The organism is Streptomyces hiroshimensis, assembly GCF_014650335.1.
In the GTDB taxonomy this organism is placed as follows: Bacteria; Actinomycetota; Actinomycetes; order Streptomycetales; family Streptomycetaceae; genus Streptomyces; species Streptomyces hiroshimensis.
The window spans coordinates 86,402-102,279 of the sequence record NZ_BMUT01000020.1 but is presented as its reverse complement, the minus strand read 5'-3'; the positions used below and the strand labels follow the sequence as shown (position 1 = coordinate 102,279).

The 15,878-nt window shown below is 71.6% G+C and carries 16 protein-coding genes; 8 read left to right on the top strand and 8 right to left on the bottom strand.

Going from position 1 to position 15,878, the window contains the following annotated elements; genetic code table 11:
- Nucleotides 1–81: 81 nt before the first annotated feature.
- Nucleotides 82–2,310 (bottom strand): transglycosylase domain-containing protein, encoded by a 2,229-nt coding sequence (locus tag IE241_RS31765; RefSeq protein WP_190025323.1) that lies wholly within the window; start codon nucleotides 2,308–2,310, stop codon nucleotides 82–84.
- Between the two features lie 384 nt (nucleotides 2,311–2,694).
- Between IE241_RS31765 and IE241_RS31760 the strand changes: the two genes are divergently transcribed.
- Complete coding sequence (locus tag IE241_RS31760; protein WP_058045538.1) at nucleotides 2,695–3,030, top strand: WhiB family transcriptional regulator; 336 nt, start codon at nucleotides 2,695–2,697, stop codon at nucleotides 3,028–3,030.
- 58 nt (nucleotides 3,031–3,088) lie between these two features.
- Here IE241_RS31760 and bagB read toward each other — a convergent pair whose 3' ends face one another.
- Complete coding sequence (bagB, locus tag IE241_RS31755; protein ID WP_373300812.1) at nucleotides 3,089–4,639, bottom strand: ATPase BagB; 1,551 nt, start codon at nucleotides 4,637–4,639, stop codon at nucleotides 3,089–3,091.
- A complete protein-coding gene (bagA, locus tag IE241_RS31750) occupies nucleotides 4,636–5,628 on the bottom strand; it encodes an ATPase BagA (RefSeq protein WP_190025322.1) in 993 nt (330 codons plus the stop codon). Before bagA ends, bagB begins: the two co-directional genes overlap by 4 nt.
- 181 nt (nucleotides 5,629–5,809) lie before the next feature.
- Between bagA and sp36 the strand changes: the two genes are divergently transcribed.
- The 4 genes from sp36 to IE241_RS31730 all read left to right on the top strand — a co-directional run bounded on the left by sp36 (nucleotide 5,810) and on the right by IE241_RS31730 (nucleotide 8,333).
- Complete coding sequence (sp36, locus tag IE241_RS31745; protein WP_086785308.1) at nucleotides 5,810–5,968, top strand: Sp36 family protein; 159 nt, start codon at nucleotides 5,810–5,812, stop codon at nucleotides 5,966–5,968.
- Nucleotides 5,965–6,429 carry a RidA family protein gene (locus IE241_RS31740; protein ID WP_190025321.1) on the top strand — a complete coding sequence of 155 codons (465 nt, stop codon included), beginning with the start codon at nucleotides 5,965–5,967 and terminating at the stop codon, nucleotides 6,427–6,429. Before sp36 ends, IE241_RS31740 begins: the two co-directional genes overlap by 4 nt.
- Nucleotides 6,430–6,615: 186 nt before the next feature.
- Nucleotides 6,616–7,500: an NUDIX hydrolase gene (locus IE241_RS31735; RefSeq protein ID WP_190025320.1), complete on the top strand. Its 885-nt coding sequence runs from the start codon at nucleotides 6,616–6,618 to the stop codon at nucleotides 7,498–7,500.
- Nucleotides 7,500–8,333, top strand: a complete 834-nt coding sequence (locus IE241_RS31730) for an MBL fold metallo-hydrolase (RefSeq protein ID WP_190025319.1) — start codon at nucleotides 7,500–7,502, stop codon at nucleotides 8,331–8,333. The genes IE241_RS31735 and IE241_RS31730 overlap by 1 nt, the downstream gene beginning before the upstream one ends.
- Nucleotides 8,334–8,529: 196 nt before the next feature.
- Here the strand turns inward: IE241_RS31730 and IE241_RS31725 are convergent, their stop codons facing one another.
- Nucleotides 8,530–9,204, bottom strand: coding sequence for a Crp/Fnr family transcriptional regulator (locus IE241_RS31725; protein ID WP_030367278.1), 675 nt, complete (start codon nucleotides 9,202–9,204; stop codon nucleotides 8,530–8,532).
- Nucleotides 9,205–9,454: 250 nt separating this feature from the next.
- Here IE241_RS31725 and nth point away from each other — a divergent pair, with 250 nt between their 5' ends.
- The 3 genes from nth to IE241_RS31710 all read left to right on the top strand — a co-directional run bounded on the left by nth (nucleotide 9,455) and on the right by IE241_RS31710 (nucleotide 12,315).
- The gene (nth, locus tag IE241_RS31720; RefSeq protein WP_190025318.1) at nucleotides 9,455–10,354 is read left to right on the top strand and encodes an endonuclease III; all 900 of its coding nucleotides are present in this window, start codon (nucleotides 9,455–9,457) and stop codon (nucleotides 10,352–10,354) included.
- Nucleotides 10,351–11,034 (top strand): NUDIX hydrolase, encoded by a 684-nt coding sequence (locus tag IE241_RS31715; protein WP_190025317.1) that lies wholly within the window; start codon nucleotides 10,351–10,353, stop codon nucleotides 11,032–11,034. The genes nth and IE241_RS31715 overlap by 4 nt, the downstream gene beginning before the upstream one ends.
- An 81-nt stretch (nucleotides 11,035–11,115) precedes the next feature.
- Complete coding sequence (locus tag IE241_RS31710; protein ID WP_190025316.1) at nucleotides 11,116–12,315, top strand: MarP family serine protease; 1,200 nt, start codon at nucleotides 11,116–11,118, stop codon at nucleotides 12,313–12,315.
- A gap of 144 nt (nucleotides 12,316–12,459) precedes the next feature.
- On the opposite strand, the gene IE241_RS31705 is transcribed toward IE241_RS31710, so the two are convergent.
- From IE241_RS31705 to nhaA, 4 genes are all read right to left on the bottom strand, one after another.
- Nucleotides 12,460–12,672 (bottom strand): hypothetical protein, encoded by a 213-nt coding sequence (locus IE241_RS31705; protein WP_120755370.1) that lies wholly within the window; start codon nucleotides 12,670–12,672, stop codon nucleotides 12,460–12,462.
- A 217-nt stretch (nucleotides 12,673–12,889) separates the two neighbouring features.
- Nucleotides 12,890–13,921 carry an alpha/beta fold hydrolase gene (locus tag IE241_RS31700; protein WP_190025315.1) on the bottom strand — a complete coding sequence of 344 codons (1,032 nt, stop codon included), beginning with the start codon at nucleotides 13,919–13,921 and terminating at the stop codon, nucleotides 12,890–12,892.
- Nucleotides 13,918–14,385 (bottom strand): phage holin family protein, encoded by a 468-nt coding sequence (locus IE241_RS31695; RefSeq protein ID WP_190025314.1) that lies wholly within the window; start codon nucleotides 14,383–14,385, stop codon nucleotides 13,918–13,920. The genes IE241_RS31700 and IE241_RS31695 overlap by 4 nt, the downstream gene beginning before the upstream one ends.
- Before the next feature lie 66 nt (nucleotides 14,386–14,451).
- Nucleotides 14,452–15,849: a Na+/H+ antiporter NhaA gene (gene nhaA / locus IE241_RS31690; protein ID WP_190025313.1), complete on the bottom strand. Its 1,398-nt coding sequence runs from the start codon at nucleotides 15,847–15,849 to the stop codon at nucleotides 14,452–14,454.
- Between the last annotated feature and the right edge of the window lie 29 nt (nucleotides 15,850–15,878).

The following is a 15,878-nucleotide window of genomic DNA, read 5'->3' as shown; positions in this document are numbered from 1 at the left end:
GGGGCGCCCGGACCGAAACGGTCCGGGCGCCCCTCTTCTTTTAAAGATGGCCGGCTAAAGATGGCCGGCTGCCGAGCCTGCTCAGCGACCGCCGTCCTGGCCCGTCCCCGGCTGGCTGTGCCGCCCGGTGGTGCCACCGGTCTTGCCGGTGCCCGAGCCGTTGCCGCCGCCCTGCTTGTTGCCGCCGCCGCCCGGCTTGTTCTTGCCGCGCCCGTTGCCGCTCTTGTCGCCCTTGCCGGCGTCACCGCGCTCGCCGCCGCCGACCGCCACGGTGTCGAAGGTCGGGGCCTCCTTGCCCTCCAGCGCGCCCGCCATCGCGTCGCGCCAGATCGGGCCGGGGGTGTCGCCGCCGTAGACCTTGTCGTGGTACTGGCCGCCGATGGTGATGCCCTCCATCTCGACGTCCTTGCCCGGGCCGCCGACCCAGACCGCACCGGCCATGTTGGGCGTGTAGCCGACGAACCAGGCGGCCTTGCGGCCGTCCGTCGTACCGGTCTTGCCCGCGCTGTCGCGCCCGTCCAGACCGGCCTCCTTGCCCGTACCGTCCTCGACGACGCCCTTCAGGAGCGTGTTGACCGTGTCGGCGGTCTGCTCGGACATGGCGCGCGAGCACTTGCTCTTCGGCACCGGCAGGCTCTTGCCGTTCGGGCCGGTGGCCGCGTTGATCAGGACGGGCGTGCAGTACGTGCCGCCGTTGGCGAAGGCCGCGTAGGCGGCGGCCATGGTGAGCGGGGACATGCCCTGCGTACCGAGCGCGATCGACGGCACCTGGTCCATGTCGGCGCCGGAGGCCGGCTTGAGGCCGAGCTTCGCCGCCATCTTCGTCACCGGGCAGGTGCCGATGTCACCGATCATCTGGATGAAGTAGGTGTTGACCGACTTGGCGGTCGCCTCCCGCATCCCGTACGGGCCGACCTCGCTCCGGTTCTCGTTGCTGACGGTCTCGCCGCCGGAGTTCTTCCAGGTGCCCGTGCACGTGTCCACGGAGTCCGGGTAGGGCATCTGGTAGGGCGACGCGTACGACTTGTTGGGCGAGATGCCCTCCTCCAGGGCGGCCGCCGCCAGGATCGGCTTGAAGGTGGAGCCGGTCTGGAAGCCGTAGTTCGATCCGCCCCGGTTCTTGTCGGCCGAGAGGTTGATCTGCGTCTGGTGGTCGCCGAAGCCGTACGGGCGCGACTGGCCCATGCCGAGCACCTTGCCGGTGCCGGGCTGCACGATCGAGATCGCGGTGGCCACCGGGTCCGACTGGTAGACGTGATCGGTGATCGACTTCTGGACGGACTTCTGCGTCTGCGGGTCGAGGGTGGTGCGGATCGTCATGCCGCCCTCGTTCCACCGCTTGGCCCGCGCCTCCTTGGTCTTGCCGAAGACCGGGTCCTTGAGGAAGACCTCGCGGACGTAGTCGCAGAAGAAGCCGGCGCCGCTGACGGCGGTGATGCAGCCGCTCTTGGGCCGGGTGACCTTGAGCTTGACGGGCTCGGCCTTGGCGGCCGCGGCCTCCTCCTGGGTCACGACCTTGAGCTCGGCCATGCGCTGCAGCACGGTGTTGCGGCGCTTGGTCGCCTCGTTCGGGGCGTTGACGGGGTCGTAGCGGCTCGGCGACTGCACGATGCCGGCCAGCATCGCCGACTCGGCCAGGGTGAGGTCCTTCGCGCGCTTGCTGAAGTAGCGCTGGGAGGCCGCCTCGACCCCGTAGGACTGCTGCCCGAAGAAGGTGATGTTCAGGTAGTTGTTGAGGATCCGGTCCTTGCCGAGCTCCTTCTCCACCTGAATGGCGTACTTCAGCTCCTTGACCTTGCGGCCGAGGGTCTGCTGGGTGGCGACGGCGACCTTGTCGGGGTCATCGCCGGCCTCCTCCACGAAGATGTTCTTGATGTACTGCTGGGTGAGCGTGGAGGCGCCCTCGGAGACGCCGCCCGACTGCGCGTTCTTGTTGACCGCGCGGAGGACGCCCTTGAGGTCGACCGCGCCGTGCTCGTAGAAGCGCGCGTCCTCGATGGCGACGATCGCCTTCCGCATGTACGGGGAGATCTCGTTCAGCGGTACGACCGTACGGTCTCTGGAGTAGACCTTGGCGATTTCCCCGCCCTCGGAGTCCAGGATTGTGGTGCGCTGGCTGAGCGGTGGGGTCTTCATACTGGCCGGGATCTCGTCGAACCCTTCGACCGACTCCTTGGCCACTAGGCCGAAAGCCCCGACGGCAGGCAGGGCCAGGCCCGCCAGAACCGCTCCGGAGAGCACGCTGACACCGAGGAACTTGGCGGCCATCCGGGTCCTGTTGGACCCCTCGCCCGAGCGCTTCTTACCCATGGAGGGAAGCCTACGTTCTCATTCGGCGGACAGACGCCCGTGTGTTCGCCTACGCTGTTTCACGCCAGTCACTGCGGTGTGATTCAGCATCATCTCCACTCTCACTCTTGTGGGTGATGAGAGGTGTCCGTATTGCCGCCGGTGTCACCCTCTGGGTTATGTAACCCGGGTGACCTGCCCCGATATGACGGGTTAGTCGGTAATGTCGTCCGCTCACTCCGTTGGGTGATCTGCCGCGTACGCATAGTCCGTTCGGGCCATCCAAGATTGGGCCCGAAGGGGGTGTTGCCCCCTGCCCGCCTTCCGTAACGTCCTCAACTGGCAACGGTGAATATGCCGCTGCCGCCGTGGGGGAGCCCCGATTCGGGAGAGGACGGCGCCAGCATGGGCTGGGTAACCGACTGGAGTGCGCAGGCAGCCTGCCGCACTACCGATCCGGATGAACTATTCGTTCAGGGCGCTGCACAGAACAGGGCCAAGGCGGTATGCACCGGGTGCCCGGTGCGCACGGAGTGTCTGGCGGATGCGCTGGACAACCGCGTCGAGTTCGGCGTGTGGGGCGGGATGACCGAGCGCGAGCGCAGGGCGCTGCTGCGGCGCAGGCCGACGGTCACCTCCTGGCGCAGGCTCCTGGAGACCGCCCGCACGGAATACGAGCGCGGAGCGGGCATCCTGTCCCTGGGCGACGACGAGTACGGCGACTACGCCGCCGTCGGATAGGCACCGGCCGGTCGGCAGGCCTCCCCGCGCGCGCGGGGCATCACATGCAGCACCGGGCTCACTCCGCGTCGGTCGTGCTCACCTCGGCGTCGGACGGGTCTGCAGTGTCAGTAGAGCCCGAGCCTGTAGAGCCCGTAGAGGCATCCGCAGAGGCGGCAGGGGCCGCAGCAGGCGCCGAGGCGTCCACGGAGGCGGCGGCAGCGGGCTGCACGGCGAGGCGTTCGCCGATCTCCCGCAGTCCCGCCAAGTCGTGCACATCGCCGGGCAGGGCGGCCACTTCCGCCACCGCGACCTCCGGGTGCAGAGCGGTGAAGCGGTCACGCGTGCGCCGCTCCCGGGCGAGCACCTGCATGCGCTCGGCGTGCAGGCGCAGCAGACCGGCCGCGGTCTTCGCGGCGTCGCCGGCCGCGGGGGTTGCTGAAACGGTGCTCGGATCTCCTGAGGATGCCGGCTGGGGGAGGCCGCTCTCGGGAGGGGACGGGACCGTGGGAGCGCCGGTTCCTGCGGCGCGGGCGGTACGTGAGCCAGCTTGCCCGCTGTCACGATCCACAATGCCGCCATCGGCAAGATTTTCCGATGTTCCTTCCGGTGTTCCTTCCGGGGCCGCCTCTGCAACCGCCTCCGGAGCCTCCGCCAGCGCCTCGGCCGCGGCGAGCGCCCGGTCCGCCGGGAGCTGATCGGCCGCGCTGCCGTGCACCCGGTTGAGGACGAGCCCCGCCAGCGGCATCCGTTCCGCGGCCAGCCGCTCCACGAAGTACGCCGCCTCGCGCAGCGCATCCCGCTCCGGCGCCGCGACGACCAGGAAGGCCGTACCGGGCGCCTGCAGCAGCCGGTACGTGGCATCCGCGCGCGTGCGGAAGCCGCCGAACATGGTGTCCATGGCCGCCACGAACGTCTGGACGTCCCGCAGGAGCTGGGCCCCCATCAGCTTGTTCAGCGGCCCGCTCATCACGGACATGCCGACGCCCAGGAACTTCATCCCGGCCCGCCCGCCGAGCTTCGCCGGAGCGACCAGCAGCTTGATGAGCTTCCCGTCGAGGAACGAACCGAGGCGCCCGGGGGCGTCCAGGAAGTCGAGAGCGGAGCGGCTCGGCGGGGTGTCCACGACGATCAGGTCCCACTCGTCGCGGGAGCGCAGCTGGCCGAGCTTCTCCATGGCCATGTACTCCTGTGTGCCCGCGAAGCCGGCCGACAGGGACTGGTAGAAGGGGTTCTCGAGGATCGCCCGGGCGCGCTCCTTGTCGGAGTGGGCCTCCACGATCTCGTCGAAGGTCCGCTTCATGTCGAGCATCATGGCGTGCAGCTCGCCACCGGCGGAGGTGTCGATGCCGGGCACCCGGCGGGGCACGTTGTCGAGCTGCTCGATGCCCATCGACTGCGCCAGCCTGCGCGCCGGGTCGATCGTCAGGACGACGACCTTCCGGCCGCGCTCCGCCGCCCGCAGGCCGATGGCCGCCGCAGTGGTCGTCTTGCCCACGCCGCCGGAGCCGCAGCACACGACGATGCGCGTACGGGGGTTGTCCAGGACGGGGTCGACGGCGAGGACGGAGGCGGCGTCGAGGCCCTTCCGCTGGGCCGGCACCTGGGCTGCTGTCAACGGGGCTGTCAACGGGCCACTCCTTGCTTCCGCAGTTCGCGCGCCATGCGGTACAGGCCCGCCAGGTCAACGCCGTCGCCGAGCAGTTCCAGTTCGTACGTGGGCAGGCCGAGCTCCGCTATGCCGGCGCGGCCGCGGTGCTCCAGGGCGAGCCGCTCGATGTGCTCGCGGGCCTCGGCCAGCAGGGGATCGACGAGCTGCTCGGCGAGACCGGGGTTGCGCGCGCCGCCGAAGCCGGTGCGCTCCAGGGAGTGCGACAGGGCCTGTGCCACGGCGGCCCGCTGCCCGTTCGCGGCGGCCTCCACGGCCGCGGCGTCCAGGATCTCCGGCCGCACCATGTTGATGACGACGCCGCCCACGGGGAGGTTAGCCGCGCGGAGCTCCGCGATGCCGTCGCACGTCTCCTGGACGGGCATCTCCTCCAGCAGCGTCACGAAGTGCACCGCCGTCTCGGGCGACTTGAGCACCCGCATGACGGCCTGTGCCTGGTTGTGGATCGGACCGATCCGGGCGAGGCCGGCCACCTCGTCGTTCACGTTGAGGAAGCGGGTGATGCGGCCGGTGGGCGGGGCGTCCATGACGACGTGGTCGTAGACGAAGCGGCCCGTGCGGTCCTTGCGGCGCACCGCCTCGCAGGCCTTGCCGGTGAGCAGGACGTCGCGCAGCCCGGGCGCGATGGTTGTCGCAAAATCGATGGCGCCGAGCTTCCTCAGCGCCCGCCCGGCGCTGCCGAGCTTGTAGAACATCTGGAGGTAGTCGAGGAGCGCCCGCTCGGCGTCGATGGCCAGGGCGAACACCTCGCCTCCGCCGGGCGCCACCGCGATCTTGCGCTCCTCGTAGGGCAGCGCCTCCGTCTCGAACAGCTGGGCTATGCCCTGCCGGCCTTCCACCTCCACCAGGAGAGTGCGTTTGCCCTCGGCGGCGAGGGCAAGCGCGAGTGCCGCGGCGACCGTGGTCTTGCCGGTTCCGCCCTTGCCGCTGACGACATGGAGCCTGCTCATGATTCGGAGCCTAATTCCTTTCCGACGGCCTTGTGGCGGCAGGTGGCGACATGAGGCTGTTCGAGCGGTGAGGCCGGCCACGCCCGTTCGGAGGGCGGCCCGTGGGGCCTCGGGAGGCCTTCGGGCGACCGTACGGACAGGCCCGGCCGAGGCTGTCGGCGCGAGGCATTACAGTCGGCCTATGACCAAATGGGAATACGCCACCGTGCCGCTGCTCGTGCACGCGACCAAGCAGATTCTGGACACCTGGGGCGAGGACGGCTGGGAGCTCGTCCAGGTCGTGCCGGGGCCGAACAACCCCGAGCAGCTGGTGGCCTACCTCAAGCGGCCGAAGCCGTGAGCGCCGTCGAGAGCCGGCTCGCCGAGCTCGGGCTGACCCTGCCCGACGTGGTGCCGCCGCTTGCCGCCTACCAGCCGGCCGTGCGGTCCGGGGCGTACGTCTACACCGCCGGTCAGCTGCCCATGGTCAAGGGCTCCATCCCCGTGACGGGCAAGGTCGGCGCCGAGGTCAGCGCCGAGCAGGCCAAGGAGCTCGCGGCGACCTGCGCGCTGAACGCCCTGGCCGCCGTCAAGTCGGTCATCGGCGACCTGGACCGGATCGTGCGCGTGGTGAAGGTCGTCGGCTTCGTCGCCTCCGCCCCCGACTTCACCGCCCAGCCCGGCGTCCTCAACGGCGCCAGTGAGCTGCTCGGCGAGGTGCTCGGCGAGAAGGGCGTGCACGCCCGTTCGGCCGTGGGCGTCGCGGTGCTGCCGCTGGACGCGCCGGTCGAGGTCGAGTTCGTGGTCGAGGTCCGGGACTGATCCCGGGCCGGCCCAGGACTGACGCTGGGCTGACTCCGGACTGACCCCGGGGCTGAGCCGTGGTTGACCCGGGTCCGGGCCTTACGGACCGGACCTGGACCCGTCCGGGCCTTACGGACCGGACCCCGGACCCGCCCCGGGCCTCGTCCTCTCGAACATCCGCGCGTGAGCGCATAGCATCCGGCCATGTCGACTTCGAACGGCCAGTGGTACCCGCCGGAGTGGCCGGACCGCATCAGGGCGCTCACACGCGGGGAGCTCCGCCCTGTAAGTCCCCACCGCGCCGCGACCGTCCTGCTGCTGCGCGACGGAGCCGACGGCCCCGCCGTCCACATGCTGCGCAGACGCGCCTCCATGGCCTTCGCCGGAGGCGCGTACGCGTATCCGGGCGGCTCCGTCGACCCGCGCGACGAGCGGGACGTGCCCTGGGCCGGCCCGGCGCCCGCGGAGTGGGCCCGGCGCCTGGGCGTCGACGCCGCCTCCGCCCAGGCCATCGTGTGCGCCGCGGTCCGGGAGACCTTCGAGGAGGCCGGGGTGCTGCTCGCCGGGCCCACGCCCGGCACGGTCGTCGCGGACACCACGGGCCCGGAGTGGGAGGCCCAGAGGGCCGCCCTCGTCAGCCGCGAGCTGTCGTTCGCCGACTTCCTCGTGCAGCGCGGCCTGCTGCTGCGCAGCGACCTTCTGGGCGGCTGGGCGCGCTGGATCACGCCCGAGTTCGAACCGCGCCGCTACGACACCTGGTTCTTCGTCGCCGCGCTCCCCGAGGGGCAGCGCACCCGCAACGCCTCCACGGAGGCCGACCGTACGGTGTGGATCCGCCCCGCCGAGGCGGCCGACGGCTTCGACCGCGGCGAACTGCTGATGATGCCCCCGACCATCTCCACGCTGCGCGAGCTGCGCCCGTACGGCAGCGCCGCCGAGGCGCTGGCCGCCGCGCGTGACAGGGATCTCACGCCCGTCCTGGCCAGAGCGCGGCTCGACGGGGAGGAGATCGTGCTGAGCTGGCCCGGACACGACGAATTCACCCGGCGCGTCGCCGGCAACCCCTCGGGACCCTCGGAGGCCGACTGATGACATCCGCGACCGAACTCCCCGGCCGCCCCCGCGCAGGGGCTCTCGGAGGCCCCGCGACGGCCCGCGCGACCTGCGTCCTCGCGCCCAACCCCTCCGCGATGACGCTCGACGGCACCAACACCTGGATCGTCGCCGAGCCGGACTCCGACCTCGCGGTCGTCATCGACCCCGGGCCGCTGGACGAGACCCACCTGCAGGCCGTCATCTCGACCGCCGAGGCCGCCGGGAAGCGCGTCGCCCTCACCCTGCTCACCCACGGCCACCCCGACCACTTCGACGGCGCCGCGCGCTTCGCCGAGCTGACCGGCACCCGCGTACGGGCCCTGGACCCGGCGCTGCGCCTGGGCGGCGAGGGCCTCGGCATCGGCGACGTGATCACCACCGGGGGCCTGGAGCTGCACGTGCTCTCCACGCCCGGCCACACCGCCGACTCGCTCTGCTTCCACCTGCCCGCCGACCGGGCGCTGTTCACGGGTGACACGGTGCTGGGCCGCGGGACGACGGTCGTCGCCCACCCCGAGGGCCGGCTCGGCGACTACCTCGACTCGCTGCGCCGGCTGCGCGCGCTCGCCGTGGAGGAGGGCGTGGAGACGATCCTCCCCGGGCACGGCCCGGTCCTCGACGACGCGCGCGGTGCCATCGACTTCTACCTGGTGCACCGGGCTAAGCGGCTCGCGCAGGTGGAGACCGCCGTGGAGAACGGGCACCGCTCGGCCGCGGAGGTGGTCGCCCACGTCTATGCGGACGTCGACCGCTCGCTGTGGCCGGCCGCGGAGCTGTCCGTACGGGCGCAGCTGGAGTACCTGGGGGAGCACGGGCTGATCCAGTGAGCGGCGCTCCACGCCGCCGCCTCCGCCCTGTGAGCGCATGACGGGCGTATGACGAGCGCAAGACTCATGATCAGAGCACGCCGAAGGCCCCTGCCGTTCCCGGCAGGGGCCTTCCGAGCTTGTGGGCGCGCCGGAGGGCGCTCCCGCTATGCCGTGCGCCCTGGGCGTGCGGCGTGCACGCCCGGCACGGTCCGCGTCAGCGGGAGCGTTTCGCGAGCCGCTCCACGTCGAGGAGGATCACCGCACGGGCCTCCAGACGCAGCCAGCCGCGGCCGGCGAAGTCGGCGAGGGCCTTGTTGACCGTCTCGCGGGAGGCGCCGACGAGCTGGGCCAGCTCCTCCTGGGTGAGGTCGTGCACCACGTGGATGCCTTCCTCGGACTGCACGCCGAAGCGGCGCGACAGGTCCAGCAGGGCCTTGGCGACGCGGCCGGGGACGTCCGAGAAGACGAGGTCCGACATCGAGTCGTTGGTGCGGCGCAGCCGGCGGGCGACGGCGCGCAGCAGTGCGGTGGCCACCTCCGGGCGGGCGTTGAGCCAGGGCTGCAGGTCGCCGTGGCCGAGGCCGAGCAGCTTGACCTCGGTGAGGGCGGTGGCGGTGGCGGTGCGCGGCCCGGGGTCGAAGAGCGACAGCTCCCCGATGAGCTCACCGGGGCCCAGGACGGCCAGCATGTTCTCGCGGCCGTCGGGGGAGGTGCGGTGGAGCTTCACCTTGCCCTCGGTCACCACGTAGAGGCGGTCGCCGGGGTCCCCTTCGTGGAACAGGGCGTCGCCCCTTGCGAGGGTGGCCTCGCCCATGGAGGCGCGCAGCTCAGCGGCCTGCTCGTCATCGAGCGCCGCGAAAAGCGGGGCGCGCCGCAGAACGTCGTCCACGAGTTCTCTCCTTGTCGACATGCACAGAGGACCGTGGTCCCCATGATGCCCGTCGGTAAAACTGTGTGATCAAACACAAGTGTCGCGCATCGTCGCCCGAAGCCCTACGGCAGGGGTCCGATTGGGCTGTGGTTTTCCTGCGTGAGGGCCGGATGTCAGTGGCGGGGCTTAGTCTGGCCGGGTGTCCAATACGCCGGTGAGAGCACAGGGCAAGGGGGCTGGAAGGGTGACTCCGGCTCGTAATTCCGCTGTGGGCGAACGCGCGCCCACGGGGGCGGCGAAAGCCGCAAGTAAGGACAAAAAGGGAAGCGGAAGTGCATCTTCCGAATCTTCCGCATCTGCCGCAAAGGCAGCGAAGCCGGTCGCCAAGGCTTCGGCGAAGCCGGAATCCCGCACCGCTCTCGTCCGCCGTGCCCGCCGCATCAACCGCGAGCTCGCCGAGGTCTATCCCTACGCCCACCCCGAGCTCGACTTCGAGAATCCCTTCGAGCTCCTGGTCGCCACGGTCCTCTCCGCCCAGACGACGGACCTACGCGTCAACCAGACCACCCCGGCCCTCTTCGCCGCCTACCCCACGCCGGAGGACATGGCCGCGGCCGACCCCGAGGCGCTGGAGCAGCTCATCCGTCCCACGGGCTTCTTCCGCGCCAAGGCCAAGTCGCTCATCGGCCTGTCCGCCGCGATCCGCGACCGCTTCGGCGGAGAGGTGCCCGGCCGCATAGAGGATCTCGTCAGCCTCCCCGGCGTCGGCCGCAAGACCGCCCACGTCGTCCTCGGCAATGCCTTCGGCAGGCCGGGGATCACCGTGGACACCCACTTCGGGCGGCTCGTGCGGCGCTGGAAGTGGACCGAAGCCACCGATCCCGAGAAGGTCGAGGCGGAGATCTGCGCGCTCTTCCCCAAGAGCGAGTGGACGATGCTCTCGCACCGCGTCATCTTCCACGGCCGGCGCATCTGCCACTCCCGCCGCCCGGCCTGCGGTGCCTGCCCGATCGCCCCGCTCTGCCCCTCGTACGGGGAGGGCGAGACGGACCCCGAGAAGGCGAGCAAGCTCCTGAAGTACGAGAAGGGCGGCAAGCCCGGTCAGCGGCTCAAGCCCCCGCCCGACTACCCGGGCCTGCCGGCCCCGCCGCTGGGAGGCGACGCATGACGAGCACGTACGGCCGAGGAGCCGCTGTCACCGCCGAGGGTCTGCCCGGGTGGCTGGAGCCGGTGGCACGCGCCTCGGAGACGATCGAGCCCCATCAGCTCAGCCGCTTCCTGCCGCCGGAGACCGGCGGCCGTCAGTCCGCCGTGCTCGTCCTCTTCGGCGACGGCCCCAAGGGCCCGGAGCTGCTCCTCCTGGAGCGGGCCGGAACGCTCCGCTCGCACGCCGGCCAGCCGTCGTTCCCCGGCGGCGCCCTCGACCCGGAGGACGGCGACCCCGCCTCCGGCGGGCTGGTGCGAGCCGCCCTGCGCGAGGCGGAGGAGGAGACCGGGCTCGACCCCACGGGCGTCCAGATCTTCGGCGTCCTGCCCCAGCTGTACATCCCGGTGAGCGGCTTCGTCGTCACCCCCGTCCTCGGCTGGTGGCGCGAGCCCACCCCGGTCAAGCCGGTCGACAAGGCCGAGACGGCCCGGGTCTTCACCGTCCCCGTGGCCCACCTGACCGATCCGGAGAACAGGGCCACCGCGATACACCCGAGCGGGCACACCGGCCCGGCCTTCCTGGTCGAGGACGCCCTCGTGTGGGGCTTCACCGCAGGCGTGATCGACCGGATCCTGCACTACGCCGGCTGGGAGCGCCCCTGGGACCGCGAACGGCAGGTCCCTCTGGACTGGCGGGCCTGACGGGCATGAGACGGTGATCCCGGCCCGCGCCGTCCCCCGGGCCGGCAACACCGCAGACGACATCATTGCGAGGCATTCCCGGTGAACGTGCTGGACATCGTGCTGCTGATCGCCGCCGTGTGGTTCGCCGTCGTCGGCTACCGCCAGGGCTTCGTGGTCGGTGTGCTCTCGGTGATCGGGTTCCTCGGCGGCGGCCTCGTGGCGGTCTATCTGCTGCCCGTCATCTGGGACAGCGCCACCGGCGAGGCCACGCCGGGTACGGCCGCCGCCATAGCGGCCGTCGTCATCGTCATCGTGTGCGCCTCCGTCGGCCAGGCCGCCACCACCCACCTGGGCAACAAGCTCCGCCGTCACATCACCTGGTCCCCGGCCCGCGCCCTGGACGCCACGGGCGGCGCCCTCGTCAACGTCCTGGCGATGCTGCTGGTGGCCTGGCTGATCGGCTCCGCCCTGGCCGGCACCTCCTTGCCCACGCTCGGCAAGGAGGTCCGCAACTCCAAGGTGCTGCTCGGCGTCGCCCGGGTGGTGCCCCCGCAGGCCAACACCTGGTTCGCGGACTTCAGCACCGTCCTCGCGCAGAACGGCTTCCCCCAGGTCTTCGCGCCCTTTTCCACCGAGCCGATCACCAACGTGCCCGCCCCCGACCCCGCGCTCGCGGGCAGCCCCGTCGCCACGGAGGCCCAGCGCAGCATCGTCAAGGTCGTCGGCACCGCGCCCAGCTGCGGCAAGGTCCTGGAGGGCACCGGCTTCGTCTTCGCCCCGCAGCGGGTGATGACCAACGCCCACGTCGTCGGCGGCGTCGACGAGCCCACCGTGCAGGTCGGCGGGCAGGGCCGGCAGTACGAGGCGAAGGTCGTTCTCTACGACTGGAAGCGCGACATCGCCGTGCTGGACGTACCGGACCTGGAAGCGCCCGAGTTGCGGTTCGCCGAGGCCGATGCGGAGAGCGGCAAGGGCGCCATCGTGGCCGGCTTCCCGGAGAACGGCTCCTACGACGTGCGCGCCGCGCGCGTCCGCAGCCGCGTCCAGGCCAACGGCCCGGACATCTACCGCCGCGGCAACGTCCGCCGCGATGTGTACTCGCTCTACACGATCGTCCGCCAGGGCAACTCCGGCGGGCCGCTGCTCACGCCCGACGGCCGGGTCTACGGGGTGGTCTTCGCGAAGTCCCTCGACGACGCAGAGACGGGCTACGCCCTCACGGCGGACGAGGTGCGCGGTGACGCCACCAGTGGCCGCAGGGCCACCGAGAGGGTCAACACCCAGGGCTGCGCCCTCTGAGGCCCTCCTGAGAGCCCTTGCGGGGGCTTGCCGGGGCCATGCGCACCGGCTGGGCGGTTCTGCGCACTGTGCACCGGCCAGGCGGCCCGCGGCCGTGCAGCCGACGGCCGCGGGGCGTCGGATACGCGGTCGGCGGAGGTGCAGTCAGCGGCTGCGCGGGTGATGGCGCAGCCGCGCCGACACCCAGCGGGCGCGGCGCCGGATGATGCGGGGAATGCCGATGCGCGGATCGTGCCCGGCGGACGGCCGGTGCTCACCCCTTCCGGCCCTCTCCGGCATCTCGCTCACGATCAGCGCGGCGTCGCCCTCGGCGCCCCGCTCCTGAGTCACGTCACGGTAGTCGTGCGTCCAGCCCATACCGTGCTCTGTGCCCGGGCCGAAAGGTCGGTAATCGCCCGGGGGTCCCTCAGTTGGCCTATGCGTCGGGCAATTGGCCGTTCGAAGAACGGACGTTCCTGCCCGCTGTGCGGTGCGACGGCCGTGCCGGGGCGATGTGCGGGCGGCGCGGAACCTGCCTGGAACCGGCCCGGAACCTGCCTGGAAGCGGCCCGGCCGGGTGCCCTCCGGTCGCCCGTTACCGGTCCGGTTCAGGGTCCTTGAGCCAGTTCACGAGCTCCGTCGAGAACGCCACCGGATCCTCTTCGTGGGGGAAGTGCCCCAGGCCGTCGAACAGCCGCCAGCGGTAGGGCGCCTCCACGTACTCCCCGGAGCCCGCGGCGCTGCGCGTGCGCATCACCGGATCGAGGGAACCGTGCAGATGCAGCGTGGGCACCCGTACAGGCCGCTTCATGCGCCGGTTGAACTGGATGCCGTCGGGCCTCGCCATCGACCGCACCATCCAGCGGTACGGCTCGATCGAGCAGTGTGCCGTCGACGGGATCGTCATGGCCCGCCGGTAGGTCTCCACGGCCTCGTCCTCCGGCTGGCGCGGCCCGGACCACTCCCGCATCAGACGCCCCACCAGCGCCGCGTCGTCGGCGACCAGCCGGCGCTCGGGGATCCACGGCCGCTGGAAGCCCCAGATGTGGCTGCTCGCCGAGCTCTGCTTGGGGTCGGCGAGCATCGCCGAGCGCCAGCGGCGCGGATGCGGCATGGAGGAGACCGCGAGCCTGCGGACCAGCTTGGGCCGCATCACGGCCGCCGTCCACGCCAGGTAGCCGCCGAGGTCGTGGCCGACCAGCGCGGCGTCCGGCTCACCCAGGGAGCGGATCACACCGGTGATGTCGAGGGCGAGGTTGGCCGGGTCGTAACCCCGCGGCGTACGGTCGCTGCCGCCCACCCCGCGCAGATCCATGGCCACGGCCCGGAACCCCGCCTCGGCGAGCGCGGGCAGCTGGTGCCGCCACGTCCACCAGAACTGCGGGAAGCCGTGCAGCAGCAGGACCAGCGGCCCGTCGCCCATCTCGGCGATGTGGAACCGTGCGCCGTTCGCCGCCACGTCCCGGTGCGCCCAGGGCCCCTCGGGCCGTACGACCGACGTGGCGGAACCTCCCGGGACGCCCGTCGGAGCCGGCACCGGCAGGGCCGGGCCCGCCGGTGCGGCGGGGGAAGCCGAGGCGGCGGGATCGGGCGACGCGGTCGCTGGGGAGGTCTCGGGCACCGTCATACGGTCGAGCGTGTCACAGATACGTCGGCGGGGCTCGTGTCCGTCAGCGGACGCGGGTGCGGCTTGACGGTGCCCAGCACCGCGGCCGTCTGCTTCGCCGAGGCGATGCTCTTCTCGGGCTTGCTCACCTTCTTGAACTTGGCCACCGCCAGCAGCCCGAGCAGCGCCGCGATCAGCAGGAACGCGCCGCCGACGATCAGGAACGACCAGGCGAGCCCGAGACCGAGGTTGTGGATGCCGTACGCGGCCGCGAAGCTGAGCACGGGCAGCGAGAAGAGCGCGAGCGTCCCGGCCGCGCCGATCGCGCCACCGCCGATGCCGACCCGCTTGACGTCCTGCCGCAGCTCGGCCTTGGCCAGCGCGATCTCGTCGTGCACCAGCGCGGACAGCTCGGTGGTGGCCGTAGCCACCAGCTGGCCGAGAGTGCGGTTCGCACCGTTCGCACCGTCGTCGGCTGCGCTCATCGGCTGCTCCCTCATCTTCGTCGCCACGTCATCCGCGGGCTTTCGGCGGATGTAAAGACTCTCAGATCATGCCGGACCATCGTCACGGGTGGGGTGCCCGGAGGCGACTTCGGCCAGCCTGCGGTGCTCGGCGGCCTTCGCCTCCAGGATCGCCGCCATCCGCAGGTGGTAGGCCGGGTTGTCCTGCTCGTAGATGTCGGGGATGCCGTCGTGGTCGTCGTCGCGGTCCTCGTCCGCGCACAGCTTCTTGTACTTGTTGTCGCGCAGCTTGAGCAGGACGCTCGCCACGACCGCGGCGATCAGGGAGCCGACGAGCACCGCCGCCTTGATCTCGTCGGCCAGGACCGGGTCCGTGCCGAAGGCCAGCTCGCCGATCAGCAGCGAGACCGTGAAGCCGATGCCCGCGAGCGAGGCGACGGCCAGCACGTCGGGCCACTTCAGGTCCGGGTTGAGCTCGGCCCGCGTGAACCGGGCCGCGACCCACGTGCCGCCGAACACGCCGACCGCCTTGCCGACCACCAGACCGAGGACGACTCCCAGCGTCTCGGGCTTGGTGAAGACGTCCGACAGCGCGCCGCCGGAGACCATCACGCCCGCCGAGAACAGCGCGAAGAGCGGTACCGCCAGCCCCGCCGACAGCGGGCGCACGATGTGCTCGATGTGCTCGCCGGGGGAGTGCCGCTCGCCCTCGTGGCGGTGGCAGCGCAGCATCAGGCCCATGGCCACGCCCGCGATGGTGGCGTGGACGCCGCTGTTGTACATCAGGGCCCAGTTGACGACCGCCAGCGGCACGTAGACGTACCAGCCGCGGACGCCCTTGCGCAGCAGGAGCCAGAAGACGGCCAGACCCAGCACGGCGAAGCCGAGGGCGGCGAAGTTCAGGTCCGAGGTGAAGAAGATCGCGATGATCAGGATCGCGAACAGGTCGTCGACGACGGCGAGGGTCAGCAGGAACGCGCGCAGCGCCGAGGGCAGCGCCGTGCCGATGACGGCCAGGACGGCCAGGGCGAAGGCGATGTCGGTGGCGGTGGGCACCGCCCAGCCGGCCGTCGAACCGCCGCCGCCGGTGGCGACCGCGAAATAGACGAGCGCGGGCGCGGCCATGCCGCAGATCGCGGCGACGACGGGCAGCGCCGCCGCCTTGGGGTCGCGCAGCTCGCCGGCGACCAGCTCACGCTTGAGCTCGATGCCCGCGACGAAGAAGAAGACGGCGAGCAGGCCGTCGGCGGCCCAGTGCTGGACGGAGAGGTTCAGCCCCAGCGAGCCCGGCCCGAGGTGGAAGTCGCGCACGGTCTCGTAGCCGGCGCGCAGCGGGGTGTTCGCCCAGATCAGCGCGGCGACGGCGGCGACGAGCAGAAGCACGCCGCCCACGGTCTCGGTACGCAGGGCATCGGCGAGGAAGTTCCGCTCGGGCAGCGGCAACCGGCCGAGGAAGACGGAGCGGCGGTTCTTGGGCGCGGCCACGGCGGGGGACCTCCAGGGTCGTCGGGTAC